The organism is Sphingomonas sp. FW306-1B-B10E (assembly GCF_058782005.1).
The window spans coordinates 1-3,335 of record NZ_JBYSXG010000102.1; the positions used below are offsets into that span (position 1 = coordinate 1).

General features: G+C 68.4%; 3 protein-coding genes. 1 reads left to right on the forward strand and 2 read right to left on the reverse strand.

Annotated features, from left to right (window positions below; all coding sequences use genetic code 11):
- Window positions 1–36: 36 nt before the first annotated feature.
- Together AC3WJI_RS21450 and AC3WJI_RS21455 are read right to left on the reverse strand one after the other, a co-directional pair.
- Window positions 37–879, reverse strand: a complete 843-nt coding sequence (locus AC3WJI_RS21450; RefSeq protein ID WP_492759341.1) for a S1/P1 nuclease — start codon at window positions 877–879, stop codon at window positions 37–39.
- A 146-nt stretch (window positions 880–1,025) separates the two neighbouring features.
- A complete protein-coding gene (locus AC3WJI_RS21455) occupies window positions 1,026–1,976 on the reverse strand; it encodes an isoaspartyl peptidase/L-asparaginase family protein (RefSeq protein ID WP_492759342.1) in 951 nt (316 codons plus the stop codon).
- Window positions 1,977–2,166: 190 nt separating this feature from the next.
- Between AC3WJI_RS21455 and ispG the strand changes: the two genes are divergently transcribed.
- Window positions 2,167–3,291, forward strand: a complete 1,125-nt coding sequence (gene ispG / locus AC3WJI_RS21460; RefSeq protein WP_492759343.1) for a flavodoxin-dependent (E)-4-hydroxy-3-methylbut-2-enyl-diphosphate synthase — start codon at window positions 2,167–2,169, stop codon at window positions 3,289–3,291.
- Window positions 3,292–3,335: the final 44 nt, after the last annotated feature.

Sequence of the window (3,335 nt, forward strand, 5' to 3'; positions counted from 1 at the left end):
ACCCCCAACCCCTCCCCTAAAGGGGAGGGGCTTAAGTTACCCCAAAGCCTCGTCCAGCAATCGCGCGAGCCTGAGCCCGCCCTTGACCAATTGCTGCCGCGCCGGCGCCACCAGTTTCTCGATCGCCGCCTCGTCGAGCTTGGCGCGCTCGGGCACCGGGCCGCACGGATCGCCGTACGCGCTCGCATAAGCGACGTCCCGCGCCACCTGCCAGCTGTCGCGGCTCCAATCCTCGACGCTGCCGCCGTTCACCGCGCTGCGTTCCGCGGCAGAATAGACCCGCACCAGCGATGGCGGGGTCGAGATCGCGCGCTCGGCGAGCAGTCCGTCCCAGATCGAATGCAGGTTGAGCTTCTCGGTCGAATAGATGCCGTAGGTCGATTTCGCCTTGTTGCCGCCCAGGTCGCCGCGGTCGCCGGCGTGGAGCGGCTGGTGAAGATCGCCGACGAAATGGACGAGGAACGCCAGCGCCATCACGCGCTCGCGCACCGGCACGCTGCGGTCCTTCAGCAATTTGGTCGCGCGCTCGATCTGCGCCGACACGCAATTGCCGTCGGGGCAATTGCCCTTGAGCGTGAAGTCCTTGCAGACGTTCACGTTCTGATAGTGCCAGTTATACGCATAGCTGAAGCGCGGCCCGAGCTCCTTGATGCAATCGGGCCAGACGCTCGCTTCCTCGATCGTCCGCGCCGGGCAGGTCGGCGTCTCGAGCAGCGCCTGGTGCTTGAGCAGCCTGCCGATCTCGGCGCGCACCGCCGGCGTCACGTTGCGATACGCGATCGCCGCGACGGTCTCATGGCCATATTCCCAATAGGCGCTGGCGGGGGTCGCTGCGAATCCGAGGATCGCGCTGAGCAGGATAAGGAGCGTGCGAATCATGCGCCGCCCTTACCCAATCCTCCCCCGGAGGGGGAGGGGGACCGCGAAGCGGTGGAGGGGTATTCTCCCCGGGCGACGTCGCTTGAGGAGCCTACCCCTCCGTCAGCCTGCGGCTGCCACCTCCCCCTCCGGGGCAGGATTGCGGGTCAATCCTCGCCGTAGAACGCCACCACGCGCTCGCCTTTGGACGAAACCCGCCCGCGATACATTCCCGGCGTGTTGAAGGTCCATGCCATCTCGCCCTTGGGCCCGGTCAGGATCACGCCGCCGGTGCCGCCGAGTGCCTTGACCTCGGCCATCACCGTCTCGGCCGCCGCTTGCAGGCCCTCGCCCTTGAATCGCACCCGCGCGCAGATCTCGTGCGTCACGCCCTCGCGGATGAAGAACTCGCCCGCGCCGGTCGCCGAGACCGCGCAGGCGCGATCGTCGGCATAGGTGCCCGCGCCGATGATCGGCGCGTCGCCGATCCGGCCCCAGCGCTTGCCGGTGAGCCCGCCGGTCGAGGTCGCCGCGGCGACATGCCCCTCGGCGTCCATCGCCACCGCGCCGACGGTGCCGTATTTCAAGTCGACGTCGAACCAGCCGAGCTTGTCGTTCGCCTTCATCTTGTCGAGCTGCTTGCGCCGCTCCGGCGTCGCGAACCAGCTGTTGTCGACCTGCTCCAGCCCGTGGTCGCGCGCGAATTCGTCGGCGCCCGCGCCCGACAGCATGACGTGCGGGCTCTTCTCCATCACCGCGCGTGCCGCGGCGACCGGATGGCGTGTCGTGGTGGTCCCGGCGACCGATCCGGCGGCGCGATTGCGCCCGTCCATGATCGCCGCATCCAGCTCGTTGCGGCCGTCCCAGGTGAACACCGCGCCGCGCCCGGCATTGAAGTGCGGATCGTCCTCGAGCACCTGCACCGCCGCCTGCACCGCGTCGAGCGCGCTGCCGCCGCCGGCCAACACCTTCGATCCCGCGTCGAGCGCGGCATTCAGCCCCGCAGTCGCCCCGGCTTCCTGTTCGGGCGAAAGCTTGCCCCTCTCGATGATCCCGGCGCCGCCGTGGATCACCAGGGTCCATTCGGGTTGGTCCTGGGCCTGGGCAGCCAGCGGCATGAGAAAAGCTCCGAGCAAGAGGGGCAAGAGGCGCATCGCGGCACTCCCTGAGGGACGCCGTCTCCCTAGCAGAACGCCGCAAGCGCGCCAGCGGGCCCGGCCGATCGGCGATCGCCGCGCACGCACGCCTTTCGCGGCGGGGCGGGGAGGGCTATATGCGAGTCCAAGCAAAGCCTCAGCAAGGAAGCCCATGTCCCTCCGCCCGTGGCGCGATATCGTGCGTCGCCAGAGCCGCCAGATCATGGTCGGCAACGTCCCCGTCGGCGGCGACGCGCCGGTGACGGTGCAGACGATGACCAACACGCCAACCGACGACGTGCGCGCGACGATCGACCAGATCCGCCGCTGCGAGGATGCGGGCGTCGACATCATCCGCGTCTCGTGCCCCGACGTCGAGAGCACCGCCGCGCTCAAGCAGATCGTCCGCGCCGCGCGCGTCCCGATCGTCGCCGACATCCATTTCCACTACAAACGGGCGCTGGAGGCCGCCGATGCCGGCGCCGCCTGCCTGCGGATCAACCCGGGCAACATCGGCTCGGCGGAGCGCGTCAACGAAGTGGTCAACGCCGCCAAGGCGAACGGGTGCTCCATCCGCATCGGCGTCAACGCCGGCAGCCTCGAAAAGGACCTGCTCGAGAAATATGGCGAGCCGTGCCCCGAGGCGCTGGTCGAGTCGGCACTCGATCACATCAAGCTGCTCCAGGACCGCGACTTCCACGAATTCAAGGTCGCGGTGAAGGCGAGCGACCTGTTCCTCGCGGTCGCCGCCTATCAGCAGCTCGCCGACCAGGTCGATTGCCCGCTCCATCTCGGCATCACCGAGGCGGGCGGATTCGTCGGCGGCACGGTCAAGTCGTCGATCGGTATCGGGTCCTTGCTCTGGTACGGCATCGGCGACACGATCCGCGTGTCCTTGTCGGCCGAACCCGAGGAAGAGGTCCGCGTCGGCTTCGAGATCCTCAAGGCGCTCGGCATCCGCAACCGGGGCGTCCGCGTCGTCTCCTGCCCGAGCTGCGCGCGCCAGGGCTTCGACGTGATCCGCACCGTCCAGGCTCTGGAAGAGCGCCTCCAGCACATCCGCACCCCGATGAGCCTCTCGGTGCTCGGCTGCGTCGTCAACGGCCCCGGCGAGGCGCGCGAGACCGATATCGGCATCACCGGCGGCGGCAACGGCAAGCACATGGTCTATCTGTCGGGCGTCACCGACCACCACGTCCAGGACGCCGACATGATCGGCCACATCGTCAAGCTGGTCGAAGCCAAGGCCGCCGAGATCGAGGCGGCGGAAAACGCAGTGGTGCAAGCGGCGGAGTGACTCCTTTCTAGCCCCTCCCCTTCAGGGGAGGGGCTAGAAAGGAG